Genomic DNA, 16581 nt, shown 5'->3' with positions numbered 1-16581 from the left:
ACTGTTTTTATGCCCTCTCTTTCTGTATGAAGGAGGGGGCTTTTTTTGGGGGCCTGCCGCCTGCGGCGGCCGGGCTGTTTCGCAGCTCGCTGTTCGCTCGGCCCTTCGGCGCTTTCAGCGCCTCGGTCTGGCCTAACGGCCACTGCTGTCCATCCCTAGGCCTGCGGCGGCTTCGCCGCCTGTAGGATGGATATATACCTGTAGGTTGAAACCTACAACAACAAAAGAGGCCATACCAAACGCAATAAAAATGAGCCGATGGTTAAAACCATCGGCTCATATCATTTATAGCAAAGAAGGGCTTTAGCCCGCTCTTTGCATAGATCTACAACCATGGGCTTCAGCCCATGGCCCCAAAACCGCCCAGCCGCCGAAGAAAAAAGACAGAAGAAAAAAGACCGTTGAGCGGCCTAGCGATGTGCAGGGGTGGCCGCAGGCCAGACCAAGTTTTTTTGAGCGCAGCGAAAAAAACGCAGGGCCGAGCGAACAGCGAGCCCCGCAACGTAGCGCCGCAGCTTTGCTGCGGAGGCCCCAAAAAACATCAGCCTAAACAGTTTAACTTTCACAAAAAGATTCATCCCCTATTATTTTTTTATAGCTTTACATACAAAATAAAACTTTTAGCGATTTTAAAGCTAGCAACAACTGACTTAAAGCGTATTTTATTAGAAATAAAGCTTGAACTTATGAAAAATTGGATAATGGTCTTGGGACTATTAGCGGCTCTTTTTATGGGGCCAAAAAGCTGGGGGCAGGAGGAGGAAACCCTGATCACTTTCGAGGAGGATAGCCTGCCTAAAACCCTGACCACTTTTGAGGAAGATAGCCTACCTAAAACCCTGACCACTTTTGAGGAAGATAGCCTACCTAAAGACTATATCACTTTTGACCTAGCCTTAGGGGCGGGCAGTAGCGATGGGAACAACCTCTATTATGCTGCAGTTTCGATGCATAGTGGAATCGTTATGCTTAGAAACCGTCGATTGTTGGCGGGATTGGGCTTTCGGATTTCGGCTTTTGATGCCGCCAATGAATTACTCCACACTACAGGAGAGCCAGATCTGATCAAAAAAAATTTAATTGATAGTATACGGGCGGAAACGCCCTTTTATATGAAGTTTTCCTTCACTTTTAACGTTGCTTATTTGATTACGCCCAAGCTCAAGATAGGCTATAATGCTGACATTGGAAGTTTTACGATAATGAGCAAAAGTAAAATAGGGCACTTTATAAGTAGTGATAATCGTGGTCAGTACGCTATTCGGCAAAAGGGCTACTTTTCGCAATCAACCCATGAGTTTTTTCTGGCCTATAATATCAATGAAGAAATAGGCGTTCGGGCGGGCCTAAATCTTAGCCGTCTCAGATTTAGTACGGAAGAAGAACTGACCTATAACAATAGTTGTTTTCGAAAAAGGATTCTGTTTAGCTTTTTAGGTATCTATTATACGCCTGCATAAGATGATTAGGCATCAGTACTTCATCTGGCTAGATTTTAACGCCAAAAAAATGGGCCAAGGGGATATTCCCTTTGGCCCATAAAATTGTAGTCAAGAACTTTAGTCCCCAAAAAGAGTTGGCGCTCATTACAAACATCAGTCAATCATCCGCTCTACATAGGCTGAGCTATCTATAGCTAAAACCTCTTTGATTGGACGCAAAAGGCGCTTATACATTTCTTCATCAGTAGTAAATTTTCTTGATACAAGATTAGTTTTTCCGTTTAGATTAGCCTCTATGCACCAACCGTCGCTATCATCATGCCCCTTCATTCGTTCCTCTTCAGGAATATTTAAAAAATCATTATCATTCAGAATAAGCACTACAGAGTCCCAAATTTCTTTTTTGATATTTTCTGTCTTATAGAGTACTTCATAGTCTTCATCAAGGTCAATACCACCACAAGTTTTTGCTACAAGCATAAAACTATTTTCAGACTGTTCTTTGAGTGTAAACAGATATGAAGGAGCCCCAAAATTTTGAGCTAAAAATATTCTGATTCCATTAGAGGCCAAAGAATCTTCATCCAAGGCCCCTAAAAAATTCCCATAGTAAAATAAATTATCCGGACTTCTGATTTGCTCTACTTTTTTGGGCTTAAGCTCTTCCTCTATATTGGAGGAGGGCTGTGCTTTCTCTTGGTTTTGGCAGCTAAGCATAGAAAATACAGCTAGGCATCCAATAATTGCTTTTATGTTTAAACGCATCAACTTGCAGTTTATTTAAATCCTGTAATTTATAGTTTTTTGCTTTAATAGGCTACTAGCCCTAGACCTCATCATAATTAAAGCGATTTCCCCATCCTCGATTCTCCTCAAAGGAAGAAAACTCATAACGGGCTATAATTTCAGGCAAGTTATCTACGGTAGTTAATTTAATTACCTCCAATAAATATTTATAAGTGTTTTCTGAATAAGTCTGAATTGAGGTGTAAATTTCTGTTTGACCAATCCAGAACGTATGACAGACAACTGACAAGAAACTATTTGGCAAAGCTTTGTACTGCTTGTGAAATTCATTGAAATCTTCTTCCTTTAGAAAGTCAGCGAAATATTCTGCATCATAGCTTCCCTCATCTTCCATTATTATATCTGGCATTAGCCGATCCGTTTCTTCCATCCAATCATCTAATGTAGAACTACTTGTAAAACCTTTCAGCTTACTGATTAGGTTTTTTGAAGTAGGACTCTGCTGAAAGACAGGATATTTTGGTAGTTCTATTTCCAGAATACGTAAGGCTATAGCAAAGCGTCCACGAACAGATATTTTTTTTATTCGCTCTTTTAGTTGCTCATTCATTGTTTAGTCTTTATTTACGATAATAACAGAGGTCCATCAAGCTCAAAATAGCCCTTCTAGACTTTGTTTTCAACTATAGACAGAACTATTTAAATATCCTAGGTTTTGGACCGAGCAGAGCTGCGAGTCCTTCGGAATCGATATATAACCCAGATCAAAAAAGAGGGCCATTCTACATCCAAAAAAATGAGCCGAAGGTTAAAACCATCGGCTCATAACATCTAGCAGAAAAAATTGTGGTAAAAAATTCATTCATCGCCATCAGGCCAGTTTTTTCCAAGAGAAATTTTTGTCCTTGTTTTTTAGGCAATTGCTAATTGAAAGCCGCTATTTGAAAGGGGGATTTGAGGGCCGAAGAAAAAAGACAGTTGAGCGGCCTAGCGATGTGCAGCAGTGGCCGCAGGCCAGACCCAGCAAAAAACTTGTTTTTTTGCGCAGGGCCGAGCGAATAGCGAGCTGCGAAACGTAGCGCCGACGAGCGAAGCGAGGCGGAGGCCCCAAAAATTAGCATTCCCAAATTTTTCTCTCTGCATCTTTGGCGCAGGACAAAAATCGATTTTGGTCCAATGGAAGGAGTTCTTGAATATTCGTATCATGTGCATTCTCCAAAATAAAATCTTCGCCCGTTTTTAGATTCCAAATCATGATCGAATTAGCCTGATAACTAAGGTAAAAGGATGTATTGAGCAGGCAACCTTCATTAGAAAAGCCCTGAAGACTATTTTTTATTTCTCCCGTTTTTTTGTCCCAGATAATATGCTGTCCATCTATAGATTTCGATAATAAAAGTTCATCATTGATGGGCCAAACATGAAGAAGCAGACTTTTGTGTTGCTCAAAGCAAAGAGTGAGCAAAAAATTAGTCCAAACATAAATTCTATGCTGATTATCCCAGGCAATAATTGTTTCCTTCTCTAAAACTAAGGCAAAACGAATTGGTTTTTTATTTCCCTTCAGTTCTCGTTTTAAAACTCCTTTGGGTGACCAAATTCTTAAGGCAGTTCCCCAACTAAGTAGTTCGTCTTCATTCAATAAACAAGCTCCTTCTATATTAAAATTTTCTTCCCATAGACTAATTTTTACTGCGCCGCTCAAATAATTCCAAAAATCTAGCTCAATACTTCCCCAACTTACAAGCCAGTCATATTTTTGCCAAAGCAAAAAAGGCGGCTGTAATGAATTCCTATAATAATCCATAACGGCTTGCTCCAGTATAGAAATTCCTTGCTCATTTTCTACCTCCCAAATAGATATGTCGCCCTCCGCATCCCATGCTATAATTCGTTGTTCATCCCAAGCTTGAGCCCCCAAAAAGCTTCTGTTTACATTTTCTAATAATTTGTAGTTAGAAAATGTCTTTCTGTCCCAAACGTTAATTTGTCCATCATAGGCAGTAGAAACAATAAATTGTTCTTTCCATACAAAAACCTGTGTAACAGGCGTATGATGTTGTTTAATTAGTTTTTGCCTTCCATCTTCTAAAGCATAGAGGCAAATTGTTCCTTCATCAGACCAGCTTAGTAATTCATTTCTCTTTGAAAAAAAAAGATTTCCATTAATTGTACTTTCTAGACTCCTTATCGTTTTGACAAGTTTAATCATCTTAATGTATTATCCGGGTTATCGATGTAGTTAATTCAGCTATAAATTCATCAATTTTTGAGCTGTTAGATCTAAATAAAGTATATATCTGTTCATCTCGCTCTTCTTCGGAATTTGTTGTTTCTATAATCTTTTTCCTAATAGCTTTTGCAAAATACTCTATTCGTTGCATTGTAATGTACTCTCTTGTTTCAGAAGTTGTTGTTGCAAATTGTTTGTCCATTTCTCTACTATCAGCTGTATCTCCATTTTCAGCCATAGCGCCATTGGCTCGTTGAATCAATGACTGTCCTGCAAGAAACTTTCCGACTGTATCCCCTGCGGCACTCCCCTCACAAACTTCACATTGTTTTTGAAAATCTCCCTTTGTAGGTAAAGGGGCAGAACTTCCTGTACTATTTGCAAGCCCTCTCATATGTTTGTATAATATAGTTTCTTTTGATCTTTCATCAAGTCCACCTACTAAAATAGCTTCTAAAGCTAAATCAATTGCATCCTTAGCATGTTTTGCAGTTATAACATTATGAGGGCTGGAAACACCTTCGCGTAGTCCGCAAGAAGCACAAATGGAATCTCCAGACTTTCGGCTTACTCCTAAGTATGCTGGCTTTCCTTTTTTTTGATTTGTACTTTTTTCCTTTAATAGGAATGTAAATTTATGAGAAAAGCCTCCTTTTTTAGTCGTATTTAAAATAAACCATATTTCATTCCCATCTCTCCGCGTTGCATTTAACCGAGTGACAATTATACCTATAATTGCTTCTATATTATCAATATTAGGGTGTGGCTGATGCAAATCTTCATTTTCCTTAATAGCCTCTGCTAAATCAGTAAAACTTTCATTTTCGGTATTTAAATTTATCTCTGTTTCTAAAACTTCTGTATTAGGGGCAATTTTTATTTGAACATCCACATCGCCATCTTTTTCATCCTCCTTAGCTGTACTCGTCAACTGAATACTGACCTTAATACCATCCGTTAACTTCGGTTGATATTCCTTTTCCAATTCATTGGCTCTTATTTGCACTCGTTGACGGAAATCTTCAAAAGATTCGCCCTCTTTAGGTTGAATTTTCTTTAAATCTGCTTCTATTTCAGCAGCAAAGCGTTTATGTTTTGCTCGATCTTCCTCTGTGACTTCTTTCTCATTTTCTGCTTTCCGCTTATCCTTCCCTTTTCCTTTAAACCAGGCTTTAGCCTTATCTATCAAGCCCGTAATCGCATCATCAATGCGTTTGCGAATAGAACCTACAATTTCTTGTACTTTATCTGACAGACCATCAATTCCCAATAAAGAGGCTAAAAAGTCGATTAAAATAGGTACCGTGCTTGCCATGGCCCCCTCTACAGCCTGTGCGACAAAGCCTACATCTCCTGCAGCAATAGCTGCTAAAGAGTCAATGATAGATTGCACTAAAGCCATAATTTGGCTGCCATTTTCGATAAAGAATTTGACAATATCTATAATGGCCATGGCTGCCTTAACAAAAGCACCTGCTGGAGTCAACAAACCGATAATCCATTCAATTCCGGCCTGGAATACTGCTGTAATTAAAAACTCTTGAATTCCACCAAGAACAACTTCCTGAAGATTGCCCAACTGTCCTTGAATATATTCCCAAGCACCAGCCAAGCCTTCTGTTTGTAAGATTTGGAAAATCTCAAAGCTACTTTCCATAGCAGAAACAGCATCTTCTCCAACAGCATAGACCGCTTTTTCTCGAACATAATCCCAGCTCAAGCCCAAAATCTGTGCACTGAGATCCAAAATGCCCGCAAAGCTAAAAATATCTTCGGGTAAGCTAATATTTACCCCACTCAAGGCCCCTGTCAACCACTCAATTAACCCATTGAGCAAATGATCGCTTACATTGGCAAAAAAGCCATTTACCCCTGCCGAAACACCATCAATAAGATTACTCAAAAAGCCAATGGGATCGGCTAAAATGGCCGAAATAACTTCTACCCCCGCATTGACCACATCGGTAAGCATTTGCTTAATTTCCATGATGGTCTCAATCACGCCCCCTACAGCTTCTAATGCGTGGTCAATTAAGCCTTTATTCGCTTCTTGCATGGCCGCAATCTCAGCATCTATAGCCGCTAGATTGTCTGTGTACTGTTTGGCCAATTCATTAACTAAAGCATCTTGCTTACTATTTACAGATGCATCCAATTCACCAAAACTACGATCAATAGCTGCAGCCGCTTTTTCCCCCAATGCTCGAACTGCATCCGGCAAACTTTCTACATAAGCCGTTACTTCTTCTCGCCCTGCCTGGATTCTCGCTTTAGCCGCATTCAAACCCGCCGCAATATGATCAGCAATTTGGTATAAAGCCTGACGCATTTCGGCAATATACAATTCACGCCCCTCTACATAAAACGCATTAACTTCCTCTGGCAAGCCCGTAAAGGCATCCCCCAACCAACGAGCAGCTCCCGAAAGTCCCTCATAACGCTCAGCCTTATAAGCAGCCATTTTAGTTTGAACATGGCTCAAAAATTTTGCTTTGGCCTTAGCCGCCGCTTGATTGAACATATTTTGAACCTCTTGATCCAAACTACTCAACTGCTGTTCTACCTCAGATTTACTTCGCTCATAAATACTATGTATTTCTGATGCCACCTTAGCCCGCTCCGCAGTTTGCTCGGCAGAACTGTCTTCCTGCTCACCCAAAACATTCTGTAAGAAAAGTTCTCGCTCTGTATACAAAGCATCCATCTCACTTATCGCCAATTGCTCTGAATTGCCCGCAGCAGCCGACAAAATTCCTGTTTCTTATAAACGAACAGCCGTTTTCATTTCTTCACTGCCCGTTTTTGCCCCTTCTTTCTCTCCCAAAGCAGTCAAAAAGCTCGCTTCATTAGAGGCTGCCAATTGCTCATCTTTTACCTCATTGCTCTCCATCAAGCTGTCGATTTCCCCCAAACGATCATCAACAACATTTTCTACATAAACGGCTTCTCGAGCATCGGGAATAGCCGCTCCTCCACCAACTGGCGCAGCTACAGGACCTAGTTCTGGACCTTCCAATTGTTCTACGGTTCGTGCAGAAACAGCCCCCACTTGAGGCGCTTCTTCACTAGCCCCCTCTATCGCATGTTCTGCAGCCTGCTTCTCTTTTCCTACTTCTGCAGAAACCGTCTGACTCATTTTACCCAAACCATCATTGCGCTCAAAATTATCCGCCTCTTTTTCCGTTTTAGGCATAATGGCCGCAATCCGATTCATCAAAGCCCCCACAAATTGCTCGGCATTAAAGGCAGCAGGCTCCTGAGCATCCATTTTGTTAATTTGCCCCTGCTCAGCCAAACCTTCTCGCTCCCCCTCAGCCAAAGGCGCAGCCAATTCGGCATTCTTAGACAATGAAGCTGCCGCTTCATGCTCTTTATATTGTTCTCCTCCAGCTACAATTTTTTCTTCTACAGCATTAAAATCAGGATCCTCAGTAGGCGCAATCGGTGGCGGAGTAGGCCCAACCGTTCCAGAACCACTTCCTCCCGCTCCCGCAGCATCTCCAGCCGAACTGCTTTCGCTACTCTCCACTTGCAAACCAGCACTCATTCCATCCAAACTCTCTTCTGCATTCAAAGCTAATGCTGGCGTTTGCTGAAGAGGAGCTACTCCTGTTGTTTCTACAACTACTTGCTCATTGTTTTCTTGCCCAGCTTCTACACGCTCTACTTCACCCTCCCCATATAAAGGAGGATAAGCCTCATAGCCATTTTCATAACCCGCCGTATAACTCATCGGATAAGCGGCCTCCGTAGATTCAATGCTGTTTTTTTGCCCTTGTACTGCTCCTAAACCCTGCTTCTCCTGCTGTTTTTGTAATTGCTTTGCCATGGGGATATTTTTTTGAGGATAACTTCTTTCTGTTTATTTATTTAAGATTTTGGGGCCTCCGCCTCGCTGCGCTCGTCGGCGGTTACTCCCTTTGGTCGTCGAACTGCGAACTAAAGTTCTTGTTGTCGTTCCGCAGCTCGCTGCTGTTTTGGGGCCTCCGCCTCGCTGCGCTCGTCGGCGCTACGTTTCGCAGCTCGCTATTCGCTCGGCCCTTCAGCGCTGCGCGCTTCGGTCTGGCCTGACGGCCACTGCTGCACATCGCTAGGCCAAATGCGCCCCCTTTTCTTCAACTATTTATTGTTCAACAAACTTTCATAAAAAGAAATATCAGCCAATAGTAATTCACTACCAAAAACTGCCGCTCCCTTCAAAGCCTGTTTGTGCAAAATCTTCTGCTGATAAAAAGGATGACTATTTTTAAGTAAATGGCTATAGGCCAAACGACTCTTTATATCTTGCCCAAAGAGTAAATACAAAAAAGTATTGCCCGTTGGTAAATAATAGCCCAAATTGGGGTCACGAAAAAGCGCAAATTCTAAAAATTTAGGCGTGTCATAACGCACAAAAAGAACTTTGGTCTCCAAATCATTTGTGGCCGCCTTTAAATGTGCCAGCGCCTCAGTCAAATAAAAAGGCTCAGCATGCGGAATAATACTCAAGATGAGCAATAAACGCTCAGCAATAGAAATATTATGCTTGATAATAAATTGTCCGTAGCTATCCCGCAGCAAAAAAAACAACAAAAATAACAACTCACTTCTTTTTTAGATCCAATAAAAACAAAGATAACTGTCACTAAATTACTTCTTATAATGGGAACCTTCGAACAGCGACAATACCCCCTTTAAGGCACAGTTCGACGACCAATAGGAGGACCAGAGTGACGGCTGAGCTGGACCAAAGGTTTTGGACCCTCCTAAAATTAAGGGCCGAAGAAAAAGGCCCTGAGAAAAAACTAAAGTTGAGCGGCCACAACAAGCCCTTTAGGGCGCAGTTCGACGACCAACGGGAGTAACCGATGTGCAGCAGTGGCCGTAGGCCAGACCAAGGCGGCAAAGCCGCCGCAGGGCCGAGCGAACAGCGAGCTGCGAAAAGTAGCGCCGCAGCTTTGCTGCGACAACAAGGCCTTTGGCCGCAGTTCGACGACTGAAAGGAGTAACGCCCCAAAAAAAATAAAAAAGCAAACTGCGCCTTAAATATATGCGGAGGCCTTTGCCCAAACAGTTTAGATTCCTTAGCTTGCTAAGCTTAAACTAAAACCAGTAAAATTTATGTCCTCTGTACAGCTGCAACTGCCTATTTTGGTCCAAAATATTAAGGTAGATGAGCGCTGGCAATATTATATTCGCCCGCTATTTTTCCAATCGCCCATTGCCACCGATCGTCGTTATGAAGCTGCGCTTCAGCAATTTAGAAAAGAGTTGCGGGCCTATTTTAGAGATTTCAAGTTGCGCAGAGACAATATGGAGCAGCTTTTTTGGTTTCGTTTTTCGCCAAAGATGCAATCCTTCAAGCCGCAGCTCAAGTTTCTGTTAGAGAAAGAGCAGCTCTTTCAGGGGCGTTTTCACATCCTTTATTTTCAGTTGCAGGAGCAGGGCATTGTTTGTCTGCCCAGTTTTCAGTCCTATTGTTTTTTGGTGGATGCAGAGCGGCAAAAGCCCTCTGATATTTTGGCCCAAACAAAAGAAGTGATTGAGGAATTGTTGTTGATGGAGCTGGAAGAAGGCAGCAGTTTGGAGGAGTTGCAGCAGTTTTGTTTGCAGCGTTCTGAGTTTGTGCAAGAACTACAAATGCGCATTAGCTTAGAGCAGGGAGATTTCTCTTTTGAAGCGACTGCAGGCAGTGATATGATGGCCTTTTTTCAGGCTCCTACTTCCTTTGATGGCGCCGATGAACTAGAGCGTTTGGGGCGCAACCTCAACAACTTTTACCCTAGTGAATTGCAACGCGCCTTTGAGCGAGAAGAGCTGATAAAAGAGCTTTACCCCTTGGTGTATGGACCCAACAACCAGCCTTTGGTCCTCATTGGTGAGGCCGGTGTGGGGCGGCACAGCCTAATTGAAGAGATGGTCTACCGCTATATGCAAAAAGGCGAAGAAGAGCTGCCCGAGGAGGAAGAAATCATCTGGCGGCTCGATCCCATCCGAGTGATTTCGGGAATGAGCATTGTGGGTATGTGGCAAAAGCGAATGGAGGCCATTGTGGAGGAACTGCGCTCGCCCAAAGGCTATCGCAATAAGCAACTGAGCCATAAACTCGTTATTGACAACCCTTTGGCTTTGGTCCGAATTGGAAAAACGGCCCAAAATAGCATGACCTTGGCCGATTTGCTCAAGCCCTATCTAGAGCAGCAGGCCTTTCAGCTCATCTTGATTGCTAGCTCGGAGGAATGGAAGCTTTTGCAAGAAAAAGACCGTCGATTTACCGAACTGTTTCAGCTCAAACGGATTCCCGCCGCCAAGGAGGAGGAGGCCGCCCGCATGCTTTTGGGCCTGCGCAAAGAGCTCGAGTTGCAAGAAGCTTGTAGCATTAGTGTGCCTGCTCTACAGCAGATGCTCAATATCCATCATAACTACTTTAAGAAAAGAGCCCTGCCGGGTAGTGTGGCCAAAATGATGCGGCAACTGGCCCGAAAACTACAGGGCCAAAGTATTGATGTAGAAGAAGTACAGGAAGAATTTAAGGAGTATACGGGCTTGGCCTCGCCTATTCTAGACGATAACTATCAGCTAGAGGCCGAGGAATTGCGTAAAAATATTTCGGCCCGCTTGATTGGACAAGAACAGGCCGTGGAGCGGCTCAGCCAATTGATTCATTTGCTCAAGGCCAAATTGCAAAACCCCAACCGCCCGCTGGCCTCCTTCCTCTTTATTGGCCCCACTGGCGTAGGAAAAACCGAGGCCGCCAAGGTCATTTGCGATTATTTGACCGGAGACCCCAAACAACTCATTCGCTTTGATATGAATGAGTATAATGACTATAATGCCAGCAGCCGATTGTTGGGCAGCTACAACCAACCCGAGGGACAATTGGGCGCAAAACTTCGCTATAATCCCTTTGGCATTTTGCTTTTTGATGAGATCGAAAAGGCTCACCCCCTAGTGCACGACCTGCTGCTACAAATTTTGGACGATGGCCGCCTGAGCGATGCCCTAGGTCGCCCGATAGACTTTAGCAATACCATTATCATCATGACCTCGAATATTGGGGCCGAAGATTTGGACCGCCGCCTGGGCTTTGGCAATAGTCCCGATGAGCAAGCCGCTATTTATCGCCGAGCCGTAGAGAATTTCTTCCGTCCAGAGCTCATCAATCGCATTGAGGAAATCGTGATCTTTAATAGCCTAGAACTGCCGCATATTCTACAAATTGCTCAGCTGCAAATTAAGCAGCTACTCAGTAGAGATGGCTTTGTTCGAAGAACTAGTATCCTCAATATTTCGGCGGCCGCCCTAGAGTGGGTGGCCAATAGGGGCTATAGCAAACGAATGGGGGGACGCGCCCTCAAAAGACAAATTGAACGAGACCTAACGGCCTTTACCGCCGAAGAACTACTGAAAACAACCGGAGAACAACCCGTTATTTTCGATATCCAGCTCAAGGAGGATAAACTACAGGCCCGCATCGAAGAACTGCGCTTTATTCAGCGTTTAGAGCAAAGCGGCCTACCCAATATGCAGCAGCAAAAAGGGCCTTATGCCTATAAAGATTTGCTCCGAAAGGTAGAACAGATGCAAGGCCTGCTCCGAGAGAGCCAAGAAGAGGAAAGCCACTTTTATAGCAGCCAACCCGCTCAGGAACAATGGCATTTCTTTCAGCTCAAAGAGCAGTTAGAACAAAGCAAGGAAGGCCTACAGCACCTGCTCCTCGAATTTAAGAGCCTCAGTCTGGAGGTAACGCCTCTGCGCTTAAAAAATAGTGGTACCCGAAGCCTACTCTACCAAAAAGCAGCCGCTAGTCAGGAACAGCTCAAGCAAGAGGCCGTTTTTGAAGATGCCGCCTTGGCCGAACTTCGCTATGTCTACCAAAATGCTCCCGATCAATTTGACCGCAGCCAATCGCTTTATTTGCAGCAGTTGCTTAAGGTCACTTATTTGAGTATGGCTTGCCGCCTAGCGCTGCAGGAGGAAACCGATGCGATCTGCCTGCATTTTGAGTCGGCTATTGAGGGCCAAGGACAAAAAGAAATTGATTATTTGCAGACCAATTATGCTCGCCTTTTAGAGTATTTGGACCTCAATTATCGGATGCAGCCTCAAAAGATTTGGGTAGAAGGCTATGCCCTCTATGATTTGTTCAAAAAAGAAGAGGGCTACCACCTCTTCTATCGGCCCCAACAAACGGCCCTCCCCATTCGCCTGCGGATTCAGTTTCAGGAAGAGCCCCTAAGCAGTAGCCCCCTCGAAATTATTCGCTTGTACGATATTTGGATGGGCGAAGAACAGGCCCGCTCTACCCTAACCGATCTGCGAACGGCCTATACCAATCAGGCCCAAATTAGTCCAGAAGAACTAGCCGTCTTGCTCTATATTGCGCTAGATCCCTCTGATAAACAACTTTATATTTAAGGCCAAAGAAAAGGGCGGCTCCTCATCTGAGGAGCCGCCCTTACTATTTTGCTCAATTTGCTGAGCTTACTTGAGGTAAATGCGTTTGTCGGTCAATTCATCCCAAAGTTTATTGATCTCTTGTTGCTTTTTTGCCTCTTCGGGCTTAAGGTCCAATTGCTTGACGCTATAGCTAGAGTTGATGCGCACCACATTGGGCTGCATTTGGCTCACTTTTAGGCTATAAGTAGCTTGATCATTCTCTTTTTTGGCCGTTAGGCTTTTAATTTCTTCCACCTTTCTAGGCGAGTCAAAAACCAAGAAGATTTCTTCTTCATCTTGGCCCAAAAAGCGGTTGTGATAATCTAAGGTACGCTTGTCGGCATTGCTGACCCAGCGAATGCTATGGCCCAACCAGTCTTTGAGCTTGAGCGAGATTTTACCCTCTTTTTCTTCAAAAAGACCTTTTACTTCGGCTTCATAGACCAATGAGAAAGCATAGGGCTGTACAATGTTCAATTGCTTGATTTCTACCGATTTTACGCTTACTTCACGGTCATCAAAACGGCTGCTTAGGCTACGCTCTAAAGCCAGTTTCAAACTATCTTGCCCTTCTTTATTGGCGGCTACCCAGTTGCTGCGTTGACCAGAAAACAAACCCGAAAGCTTGAGATCGCCCTTGATGACAGCATCTCCGTTTTTGGCTACGGTCAGTTGCAAACGGCGCTTGCGGCTGTTGTTTTTGCTGTCCTTTAAAACGGCATCATTAAAGTTGATTGATTGCAAACTAGCCTTTTTATCATTGAGATCGAGCATGAAACAGCTGGTGTTCTGCAGTTCTGCAGGCAATTCATTCAAGCCTCCTGTGGGCGTAATGGTAAAGAGCGAACCATTTTCATCCTTAAAGACAAAGAGGTAAGAGCTAATCTGCGTGGCCGAAGGATAGTCCTTATCAAAAGGTCCATTAAATCGGCTTTTGCCAATACCAAAATAGAACTCGATATTATGGCGCTCAAAAAAGTCGCGGTAAATACAAAGTAAACTGCTAAAGTCCGCTTTCTTATTGGTCAAGAAATAATCAATGCCCTCACTTTCTTCAAAGTCCTTAAGGCGACCCACCAATTGTAGCTCCTTAACCACAAAGTTGTTCATCAAATAGGCCTTTTCGACTACGCTTAGTTCTTCTGCCGACTTCTTAAAGGTTTTGGCGCCTTCTGCAAAAAGGGTTTCATAAAATTTGCGCACTTTCTTCTTCGAACGAATACGCACATCCATAAAGTCCGTGCTATACTGACGCAAAAGGTCGCTAAAGTTGTTCACCTTCATGCTGCGGTCCGAACGCAAGGCCGAAAAGTCTAGCTCGTAGACAAAATGCTCTAGCTCGGTCGTAAAAATGGTCCCCGAACTATTGGCCTCTGGTACCGCTTTTAGGTTGTTCATTTTCCAAGTATAAAAGCGCTGCTCGCCTCTTTCCTTAATGTCTACCGCAGGCATCCCATTATAAATCTGCCCTTTCAAGCCCACTGAGGTCGGAACAGAAATCTTAAATTCACTTTCCAATACAGGGTAGTCCTTATATAAGGTAACAATTCGCCCTTGGTCCGGAAATTTCGACTCAATCACCGTAATTTGCTCCATTTCATCGCCCGGCTCTAGCTTGGGCAATTTATAGATATATGCATTTTTTTGCGTCTCATACAACTCATCATCTTCCTCAAATTTGGGCTGCTCCAAGTCCCGAATGACCAGGTCCTCTACACTGCCATCTTTTCTGCGAATGCGCACATCCACATATTTCATCTGCACAAAATCGCCAATTCGGCCCTTAAATTTGGGAATAATCAGATGCTCATAATCCTCTGTGGCCTCGGCTTTTAAGAACTTAATATGCTGGTATTCTTTGTAGTTGGCCAGCTGCTCGATATAAGGGAAGGTCCCCGAAAACTCATTGCTACTATAGGTCGAGCTTTTCAGAATTACGGCATCTTCCTGCTGCATTTCTGCGGGAATTTCCCCCGCTTTGGGCATCTCGCCCCCCCAATCATACTCACTAAAGGTTTGCCCCATCAGGCTGTTGGCGCCCAATAGCGCAAAAGACAAGAGTAAAAGGGGATACTTTCTGTTTTTCATAGCGTTAAATCCAATTAGCTGTTGATAAACTGATTATTTTTTTTCTTTTGGGGCTGCCCCTCGCCTATCGGCTCGGGTCGGGCTGTTTCGCAGCTCGCTATTCGCTCGGCCCTGCGCCGCCAAAGGCGGCTGGGTCTGGCCCTTTGGGCCACTGCTGTCCATCCCTCAGCCGTTTTGGCCCTGCGGGCCAAGGGCGGCTAGCCGCCCAACTTCCCTGCCGCCACGATTCTTTTCCATAGCGCCCGACAATAATCTGGGGCCTTAAAAAGACGAGAACCATACCAAGAAAAAATCTCGCCATCTACCAAAAGGATCTGGCTATTGGGCCAAATTTCTTTTAGCTCGGCGATATGTTTTTCCTTAAAGGGATAGGGCTCCGAAGATAAGAAAATCAAATCAATTTTTTCTTGCTCCAATTCCTTTAGCGATAGACTGGGATAACGGGCCAAATGCCCCAGGACATTTTTAAATCCCGCCCAATTGAGCATTTCGTCTATAAAGGTTTGGCCTGCGGCCAGCATCCAGGGCTGCCGCCAAATAAAATAGGCCACCGACAAATTAGCTGCAGGCGCCTGATAAGCCGCCAAGGCCTCTTCAAAAGGGGCCAAAAGGCTTTCGGCCCGCTGGGCTTGGCCCGTAATTTGGCCCAAAGCCCGCATCATTTCTAGGGCCTGCGGCAAATTGGCGATATCCGAAATCCAAACTGGAAATTCTTGGGCCAAAAGTTCTATTTCTGCCTTTGTGTTTTCCTCTTTGTTGGCAATAATTAAATCTGGCTGAAGACTTCTGATTTTGTCTAGGTCCAAGCTTTTGGTCCCGCCAATCCGCTCTTTTTCTCGCCACCAAGAATGAGGATGAATACAAAATTTGGTCAAAGCAATGACTTCCTGCTCCAAACCCAAATCGGCCAGCCATTCTGTCTGAGAAGGGACCAGCGATATAATACGTTGAGGCCGCTCTGCAATTCTTACAGAGCGGCCCATTTGGTCGATATAAATCGGCATGTTTTAGTTTTCTTTTTTCTGGGCCATAATGCGCAAGACTTCGGCCTCTCCATTATGATATAGCCCTTCTTGCAGTTCTACCACCTCCTCTTTGAGAATAGAGAACTCAAAATCAGAGAAAATTTCGAGCATTTCTTCTTTATCAAAGAGCATTTCTACATTTTTTGGACCACCTACGGCCGGATTTTTTTCTTGATAGACGGTATGTCCCTTAGCAAAGCCCTCTAAGAGCAAAAGCCCCCCAGGCTTAATGAGGTCGGCCGCTTTGCGCAGATAATCGGCCTTGAGATGAGGCGGAAAATGCGCATAGACCAAACCCAAAGCATCAAAGCTTTCTTTGGGATAATCCAAGGCCCCAAAATCGCCTAAATCATAGCGCAAATCTAAGCCCTCTTTTTTGGCCCAAGCCAAGGCTTTTTGTTGGCCCTCCTCACTGAGGTCGCAGGCGCAAACATCCCAGCCATTTTGAGCGGCAAAAATAGCGTTTCGGCCTTCCCCCTCGGCAATGAGGAGAATTTTTCCGGGCGCTAGATCATGTAAATGAGCAGCAAAATAACGATTGGGCCGACGGCCATAAGCAAAATCTTCAGCGCCATAACGCTGGTTCCAAAATTCTTTCATCTTTCTTTTTTTTGGGAGGGGCTTTTTT

11 protein-coding genes are annotated in these 16581 nt (G+C 44.0%); 2 read left to right on the top strand and 9 right to left on the bottom strand.

The genetic code is table 11. The annotated features are described in order from the left end of the window. Positions 1 to 686: 686 nt before the first annotated feature. Positions 687 to 1460, top strand: coding sequence for a hypothetical protein (locus tag OP864_RS15570; RefSeq protein WP_270099072.1), 774 nt, complete (start codon positions 687 to 689; stop codon positions 1458 to 1460). 135 nt (positions 1461 to 1595) lie between these two features. Here the strand turns inward: OP864_RS15570 and OP864_RS15565 are convergent, their stop codons facing one another. The 6 genes from OP864_RS15565 to OP864_RS15540 all read right to left on the bottom strand — a co-directional run bounded on the left by OP864_RS15565 (position 1596) and on the right by OP864_RS15540 (position 9003). Continuing rightward, complete coding sequence (locus OP864_RS15565; RefSeq protein WP_270099071.1) at positions 1596 to 2159, bottom strand: hypothetical protein; 564 nt, start codon at positions 2157 to 2159, stop codon at positions 1596 to 1598. Between the two features lie 109 nt (positions 2160 to 2268). After that, the gene (locus OP864_RS15560; RefSeq protein WP_270099070.1) at positions 2269 to 2799 is read right to left on the bottom strand and encodes a hypothetical protein; all 531 of its coding nucleotides are present in this window, start codon (positions 2797 to 2799) and stop codon (positions 2269 to 2271) included. A gap of 504 nt (positions 2800 to 3303) precedes the next feature. Next, complete coding sequence (locus OP864_RS15555) at positions 3304 to 4401, bottom strand: WD40 repeat domain-containing protein (protein ID WP_270099069.1); 1098 nt, start codon at positions 4399 to 4401, stop codon at positions 3304 to 3306. A 1-nt stretch (position 4402) separates the two neighbouring features. Continuing rightward, positions 4403 to 7171, bottom strand: coding sequence for a phage tail protein (locus OP864_RS15550; protein WP_270099068.1), 2769 nt, complete (start codon positions 7169 to 7171; stop codon positions 4403 to 4405). Positions 7172 to 7183: 12 nt separating this feature from the next. Beyond that, the gene (locus OP864_RS15545; protein ID WP_270099067.1) at positions 7184 to 8251 is read right to left on the bottom strand and encodes a hypothetical protein; all 1068 of its coding nucleotides are present in this window, start codon (positions 8249 to 8251) and stop codon (positions 7184 to 7186) included. A gap of 290 nt (positions 8252 to 8541) precedes the next feature. Beyond that, positions 8542 to 9003 carry a hypothetical protein gene (locus tag OP864_RS15540; protein WP_270099066.1) on the bottom strand — a complete coding sequence of 154 codons (462 nt, stop codon included), beginning with the start codon at positions 9001 to 9003 and terminating at the stop codon, positions 8542 to 8544. Between the two features lie 519 nt (positions 9004 to 9522). On the opposite strand from OP864_RS15540, the gene OP864_RS15535 reads away from it, so the two are divergent. Further along, positions 9523 to 12819 (top strand): AAA family ATPase, encoded by a 3297-nt coding sequence (locus tag OP864_RS15535; RefSeq protein ID WP_270099065.1) that lies wholly within the window; start codon positions 9523 to 9525, stop codon positions 12817 to 12819. 66 nt (positions 12820 to 12885) lie between these two features. Here OP864_RS15535 and OP864_RS15530 read toward each other — a convergent pair whose 3' ends face one another. The 3 genes from OP864_RS15530 to OP864_RS15520 form a co-directional block, all read right to left on the bottom strand. After that, complete coding sequence (locus OP864_RS15530) at positions 12886 to 14928, bottom strand: DUF3857 domain-containing protein (RefSeq protein WP_270099064.1); 2043 nt, start codon at positions 14926 to 14928, stop codon at positions 12886 to 12888. A gap of 197 nt (positions 14929 to 15125) precedes the next feature. Continuing rightward, complete coding sequence (locus OP864_RS15525) at positions 15126 to 15932, bottom strand: ABC transporter substrate-binding protein (RefSeq protein WP_270099063.1); 807 nt, start codon at positions 15930 to 15932, stop codon at positions 15126 to 15128. A gap of 3 nt (positions 15933 to 15935) precedes the next feature. Then, positions 15936 to 16553, bottom strand: coding sequence for a class I SAM-dependent methyltransferase (locus OP864_RS15520; RefSeq protein ID WP_270099062.1), 618 nt, complete (start codon positions 16551 to 16553; stop codon positions 15936 to 15938). Positions 16554 to 16581 lie beyond the last annotated feature (28 nt).

The organism is Saprospira grandis (genome assembly GCF_027594745.1).
In the GTDB taxonomy this organism is placed as follows: domain Bacteria; phylum Bacteroidota; class Bacteroidia; order Chitinophagales; family Saprospiraceae; genus Saprospira; species Saprospira grandis.
This window is presented reverse-complemented; position numbering and strand designations above follow the sequence as displayed.

Excerpts from the sequence above, each read along its gene's own strand:
- OP864_RS15525 (WP_270099063.1), bottom strand. The coding sequence starts at position 15,932 with ATGCCGATTTATATCGACCAAATGGGCCGCTCTGTAAGAATTGCAGAG.
- OP864_RS15565 (WP_270099071.1), bottom strand. The coding sequence starts at position 2,159 with ATGCTTAGCTGCCAAAACCAAGAGAAAGCACAGCCCTCCTCCAATATA.
- OP864_RS15555 (WP_270099069.1), bottom strand. The coding sequence starts at position 4,401 with ATGATTAAACTTGTCAAAACGATAAGGAGTCTAGAAAGTACAATTAAT.
- OP864_RS15530 (WP_270099064.1), bottom strand. The coding sequence starts at position 14,928 with ATGAAAAACAGAAAGTATCCCCTTTTACTCTTGTCTTTTGCGCTATTG.
- OP864_RS15520 (WP_270099062.1), bottom strand. The coding sequence starts at position 16,553 with ATGAAAGAATTTTGGAACCAGCGTTATGGCGCTGAAGATTTTGCTTAT.
- OP864_RS15560 (WP_270099070.1), bottom strand. The coding sequence starts at position 2,799 with ATGAATGAGCAACTAAAAGAGCGAATAAAAAAAATATCTGTTCGTGGA.
- OP864_RS15570 (WP_270099072.1), top strand. The coding sequence starts at position 687 with ATGAAAAATTGGATAATGGTCTTGGGACTATTAGCGGCTCTTTTTATG.
- OP864_RS15535 (WP_270099065.1), top strand. The coding sequence starts at position 9,523 with ATGTCCTCTGTACAGCTGCAACTGCCTATTTTGGTCCAAAATATTAAG.
- OP864_RS15545 (WP_270099067.1), bottom strand. The coding sequence starts at position 8,251 with ATGGCAAAGCAATTACAAAAACAGCAGGAGAAGCAGGGTTTAGGAGCA.